4 protein-coding genes and 1 pseudogene are annotated in these 5,405 nt (G+C 69.5%); 1 reads left to right on the top strand and 4 read right to left on the bottom strand.

The genetic code is table 11. The features are described from left to right. From E3O49_RS16885 to xylA, 4 genes and pseudogenes are all read right to left on the bottom strand, one after another. Positions 1 to 227, bottom strand: a pseudogene (locus E3O49_RS16885) (hypothetical protein); the annotation flags it as partial. Between the two features lie 117 nt (positions 228 to 344). Next, positions 345 to 1,235, bottom strand: a complete 891-nt coding sequence (locus E3O49_RS10750; protein ID WP_134451562.1) for a DsbA family protein — start codon at positions 1,233 to 1,235, stop codon at positions 345 to 347. Positions 1,236 to 1,350: 115 nt separating this feature from the next. Continuing rightward, positions 1,351 to 2,973, bottom strand: a complete 1,623-nt coding sequence (locus E3O49_RS10745; RefSeq protein WP_134451560.1) for an FGGY family carbohydrate kinase — start codon at positions 2,971 to 2,973, stop codon at positions 1,351 to 1,353. Positions 2,974 to 3,301: 328 nt separating this feature from the next. Next, positions 3,302 to 4,492, bottom strand: coding sequence for a xylose isomerase (xylA, locus tag E3O49_RS10740; RefSeq protein WP_134451558.1), 1,191 nt, complete (start codon positions 4,490 to 4,492; stop codon positions 3,302 to 3,304). A gap of 182 nt (positions 4,493 to 4,674) precedes the next feature. Between xylA and E3O49_RS10735 the strand changes: the two genes are divergently transcribed. Further along, the gene (locus E3O49_RS10735) at positions 4,675 to 5,310 is read left to right on the top strand and encodes a sugar O-acetyltransferase (protein WP_198417486.1); all 636 of its coding nucleotides are present in this window, start codon (positions 4,675 to 4,677) and stop codon (positions 5,308 to 5,310) included. Positions 5,311 to 5,405 lie beyond the last annotated feature (95 nt).

Raw genomic sequence — 5,405 nt, 5'->3', positions numbered from 1 at the left:
GCCGGGTCTGCGGGCGCCGGCTCTGCGGGCGCCGGGTCTGCGGGCGCCGGCTCTGCGGGCGCCGGCTCTGCGGGCGCCGGGTCTGCGGGCGCCGTCTGGCCGTGCTCGGTCCGGCCGTGCACGGTTTGGCTGGGCACCGGGCGGTCGTCGACGGCCTTTCCGTTCGCCGACCCTTCGGGCACCGGTCGCGAGGTCGCGGGGTCGGTCTCAGGATCGGTCTCGTGCATGCCGATCCTTCCGCTTCGTCTCGTTCGCCGAGTTCGCCACTTCCGGTCGATCACGCCAGGTGTGCCTGACGATCTCGACCGGAAGTGGCGAACTCGAGTGCTGCTGCCGCTCGGCTGCTACTTGGCCGGTGCGGCGGTGGCCTGGGCGGTCACGAAGCTCTCGAAAGCGGCCGGGTCGTCGAGGGCACCCGTGTAGGCGACACCGTTGACGAGCACGGTGGGCGTGCCCTTGATCTGCTTGATGTCGGCGTTGGGCAGCGGTCCCTTGAGAGCGCGATCGGTCGACGCGGCGACCCAGGTGGTGAAGGTCTGGTCGGTGATGCAGCCGGCCACATCCTTGTCGGTGACCCCGGCATCCGTGACCAGGCTGACGATTTGCTTGTCGGTCAGGCCGGTGGTCTGCTCGGCCGGCTGGTTCTTGAACAGTGCCGTGTTCACGGCGAGGAAGGAGTCCGGCTGGAAGTTCGCGACGCAGGCCGCGGCGTTGGCCGCCCGGGTCGGGTACTTGCTGCCGGCCGAGCCCTGGTCGAGGATCGAGATCGGGTGGAATTCGAGGGTCGCGTTGCCGGCGGACACCCAGGTGGCGATCTGCTCGCCGTTCGTCGCCTCGAACTGGCCGCAGAACGGGCACAGGTAGTCCGCGTAGATCGCGATGTTGGCGGTGTCGGTCATCTTCGACTGGTCCGTCGCGATGGGCTTCGCGTCGGCGGCGAGCGCGTCGGTCGTAACCGCGGTGATCGAGGTGCCGTCGCCGGTGAGCAGGATGCCGTCGCTCGCCATGTTCGCCGGGCGGACCGCGGCCGAGCCCGGGCCGGTGCTGTTCACGATCACGAGGGTGACGATCACGGCGGCGGCGATGATGCCGGCGCCGATGCCGCCGCGCAGCAGCCAGCGCTTGCGCTTATCGCGCTTCTGCTGTTCCTCGCGCATCAGGCGGGCGCTCTCGCGCGCCGCGTCCCGGCGGTCTTTTTTCGGGGGGACTGGCTTGCCGTAGGCATTGCTATTCATGGACTCTGTGCACCGTTTCGTCGCGACTGACTCGTCGTTTGGCTTGTCGTTCCAAGGTTAGAGGGTCAGAAACGCGTGGGGGTGGCCACCGGCTGTGAGGCGCCTGTGAGCCGAGTCAGGGCTGTGTCCGGTGGGCGACATACTGGGCACGGATGACGGGGCGGAAGTCCGATTCCGGCTCGGCGGCGAGGGAGACCGGCCAAACCGGCCGATGACCCGTGAGCGTCCAGGCAGCCTGCGCGGCGGCGCCGTCCGCGACATATTCGCCGGGGGTGGGCACGACGACCCGGGCGTCGAACACTTCCGCGGCGATCGTGCGCACGGCCGGGTTCTGGGCCGCGCCCCCGATCAGGAGGATGCGGCGGACCTCAACCCCCTGGGCACGCACCGCGTCGAGGCCGTCGGCGAGGCCGCAGAGCAGTCCCTCGATGGCGGCGCGGGCGAGTCCGGGCCGGGTGGCCGAGGCGAGGGTGAGGCCGAACAGGGAGGCGGTTGCGTCGGGCAGATTCGGTGTGCGCTCGCCCTCGAAGTATGGCTGGAGCACGAGCCCGTGTGCGCCGGGTCGGGCCTCGAGCGCGAGCCGGCCGAGCTCGTCGTGGTCCACGCCGAGCAGCCCGCACACGGCGTCGAGCACCCGGGCCGCATTGAGAGTCGCGACCAGGGGGAGGAAGAGCCCGCTGGCGTCGGCGAAGCCGGCGACCGTGCCGGTGGAATCCGCGACCGGGTGGTCGGTGACCGCGAAGACGGTGCCGCTGGTCCCGATCGACACGATCACGTCGCCGTCGGCCGCTCCGAGGCCGAGCGCGGCCCCGGCATTGTCTCCGGCGCCGGCGCCAACCGCGATGCCCGCTGGGATCGAATTCGACGGAGATTTTGCTGCAAAAGGTGCGTTTTCGGTGGTTTCGCACCCAGATTCGTCAAAATCTCCGTCGAATTGGTTCGGGCCAGCGACGTTTGCCGCTGCCGCTGCCGCTGCCGCTGCCGCTGCCGCTGCCGCAGAGGCTGCGCCACCGGCGTTGGCGACGGGCGCGACGGGCGCGACGGGCGCGACGGGCGCGACGGTGAGGCTCACGGTCGTGCCGGCGGAGTCACCGGGTCCGAGCACCCGCGGCAGGATCGCGGCGTGCCCGAGGGCTCGTTCGAACAGGTCGAGGTCGTATTCGCCGGTCAGGGGCGACCAATAGCCGGTGCCGCTCGCGTCGGAGCGGTCGGTGGTCAGGGCGGTGAGGTTCGGGCCGAGGGGGCTCGTGGCGGTCGGGCCGTAGCCGAGCAGCCGCCAGGTGAGCCAGTCGTGCGGCAGGGCGACTGCGGCGACCCGGGCCGCATTGGCGGGTTCGGCATCCCGCAGCCAGCGCAGTTTGGTGGCCGTGAACGAGGCGACCGGTACGACGCCGGTGCGGCGCGCGTACTCCCCGGCGCCCACCTCGGCAATCAGGGCGGTGGCGGCAGGGGCGCTGCGGGTGTCGTTCCAGAGCAGGGCCGGGCGGATGACCTGGCCGGCCCGGTCGAGCACGACCATGCCGTGCTGCTGCGCCGCAATGGAGATCGCGGCCACGTTCTCGAGCCCGCCGGCATCGAGAAGCGCGGAGTTCAAGGCGTCCCACCAGACCTGCGGGTCGACCTCGGTGCCGTCCGGATGCGCCGCGCGCCCGCTGCGCACGAGGGCACCGGTTACGGCATCCCGGATGACGACCTTGCAGCTTTGGGTCGAGGAATCGACTCCGGCAACCAGTGTCATGGCTATATTCTCCGCTCGGTTGGTGGTTGGTCAGGTGCATAACTCCTGCAATTCCTGTCCGGGGAAACCGGAGGCCGCGGAATTCCGGGTGCGGGCGAGCCTGCGCCGCGGAATTCCGGGTGCGGGCGAGCCTGCGCCGTCGAATTCCAGGAGTTATGCGCGGGGTGGGGTGGCAAAACGGGAGAGACGGTGCTGCGGCGGCCGCGGGGCCAACTCAGGAGAAACGGATGCCGCGGGCCAGGGCGCCGCGGACCCGGTGCGGGATCCCGGGACTCGCCCGGCGGCATCCGTTGGATCTCCTGACTTGGCCACAGGGGGCCGGGGCTGGCTAGCGCGCGCCGAGCAGGTGTTCGAGGGCCAGCTGCTGCAGCCGCACGAAGCCGAAGCCCTTGCCGCCGAAGTACGCGTCCGTGTCGAAGTCCTCGTAGGAGGCGCGGTCTGCGATCAGGTTGTCGTAGCTTTCGCCGGCGGCGAGGGTCGGCAGGGCCAGTTCCGGCACCAGCGACGCGGCGAGCATCTGCTGCACCTCGGGGTCGGCGCGGAACGCCCGGGCGCGTTCCTTGAGCAGCAGGTAGGTCTGGATGTTCGCGGACGCCGAGTCCCACACGCCGGTGATGTCCTCGGTGCGGCTGGGCTTGTAATCGAAGTGGCGCGGCCCGTCGTAGGCGGGGCCGCCGTTCGGGCCGCCGTTCTCGAGCAGGTCGACGAGAGCGAACGCATTGTGCAGATCGCCGTGGCCGAAGACCAGGTCCTGGTCGTACTTGATACCGCGCTGGCCGTTGAGGTCGATGTGGAACAGCTTGCCCTGGTAGAGCGCCTGGGCGATGCCGGCGGCGAAGTTGAGCCCGGCCATCTGCTCGTGGCCGACCTCGGGGTTCACGCCGACCAGTTCGGGGCGCTCGAGCGTGGTGATGAACGCCATGGCGTGCCCGACCGTCGGCAGCAGGATATCGCCGCGGGGTTCGTTCGGCTTAGGTTCGATCGCGAAACGGATGTCGTAGCCCTTGTCGGTGACGTAGTCGCCGAGCAGGTCGACGGCCTCGCGGTACCGCTCGAGAGCCGAACGGATGTCCTTGGCCGAGTCGTACTCGGCGCCCTCGCGGCCGCCCCACATCACGAACGTCTTCGCGCCGAGCTCGGCGGCGAGGTCGAGGTTGCGCAGCACCTTGCGGAGCGCGAAGCGGCGCACGCTGCGGTCGTTCGAGGTGAAGCCGCCGTCCTTGAAGACCGGTGCGCTGAACAGGTTGGTGGTGATCATCGGAATGATCAGGCCGGTGTCGGCGCAGGCCTGCTTGACGCGGTCGATCTGGGACTGGCGGGCGGCATCCGTGGAGCCGAAGGCGAACAGGTCGTCGTCGTGGAAGGTCAGGCCGTAAGCGCCGATCCGGGCCAGGTTCTCGACGGCGTCGACGATGTCCAGCGGCGGACGGGTCGGCCCACCGAACGGGTCTGCGCCGTTGTAGCCGATGGTCCACAGGCCAAAGGAGAACTTGTCTGCGGGGGTGGGCGTGAGTGCCATGGTGATCCTTGTCTGTCAGCGACGTCGATGATTTGTTGGAGCTAGAAACATATTAGGGGAAATCCCGGCGATGCGCCACCGGAAGCGACGCATTGGCCGCGACAGCTCATCGATCACCACGTGACGGGCTCCGGAGCGCAGTGGGCCGGGGTCGGAGCTGTCTGAGGATTAGGATTATGTTTATGGATCAAACAAATCGTCCCACGCCGGATCCCGAGCGCTCGGAGTACGACAAGATGGTGGCGGGGGACTGGTACCGGTATCGTGCCGGCCCCGAACTCGCCGAGATGACCATCGCCACGCAGCGCACCTGTCGGCGGATCACCGCTCTCTTCGATGAGGATCGGGATGCAGCCCAGGCGCTGTTCGTCGACATGCTCGGCACGGCCGGGGACGTACTGGACTTCCGGCCGCCGCTGTACCTGGACTACGGCTCGCGGCTGCACGTGGGCGCCGACACCTTCATCAACGCCGACTTCCTGACCCTCGGCGGCGGGGAGATCACGATCGGGCGGAACGTCCTGATCGGGCCCAGCGCCCGCCTGTATACCCCGATCCACGCGCTCGACATCGACGAGCGACGGGCCGGCTACGAGCGGGTGCTGCCGATCCATATCGGCGACGACGTGCGGCTCGGCGGCAACGTCGTGGTGTGCCCCGGCGTCACCATCGGTGCCGGCAGCGTGATCGGCGCCGGCTCCGTCGTCACCCGCGACGTGCCGCCGGGAGTAATCGCCGTCGGCAACCCGGCCCGCGTCGTTCGCACGCTCGAGCCGGGCGAACAGGCCGAACCGGGCGAGGCCGCGCCCGAGGACTAGGAGCGTGTGTCAGTAACGCCTATTCGAAGTTGATGCGACGAGATCCGGGCCGATTTGGCCGCAGCGGGCGGGGCGTTGCTGTGGCGGTCGTCGTG

The sequence above is a fragment of the Cryobacterium shii genome (assembly GCF_004402595.1).
In the GTDB taxonomy this organism is placed as follows: domain Bacteria; phylum Actinomycetota; class Actinomycetes; order Actinomycetales; family Microbacteriaceae; genus Cryobacterium; species Cryobacterium shii.
This window is presented reverse-complemented; position numbering and strand designations above follow the sequence as displayed.

Coding starts and splice junctions, on each gene's coding strand:
- E3O49_RS10745 (WP_134451560.1), bottom strand. CDS start 2,973: ATGACACTGGTTGCCGGAGTCGATTCCTCGACCCAAAGCTGCAAGGTC.
- E3O49_RS10735 (WP_198417486.1), top strand. CDS start 4,675: ATGGATCAAACAAATCGTCCCACGCCGGATCCCGAGCGCTCGGAGTAC.
- E3O49_RS10750 (WP_134451562.1), bottom strand. CDS start 1,235: ATGAATAGCAATGCCTACGGCAAGCCAGTCCCCCCGAAAAAAGACCGC.
- xylA (WP_134451558.1), bottom strand. CDS start 4,492: ATGGCACTCACGCCCACCCCCGCAGACAAGTTCTCCTTTGGCCTGTGG.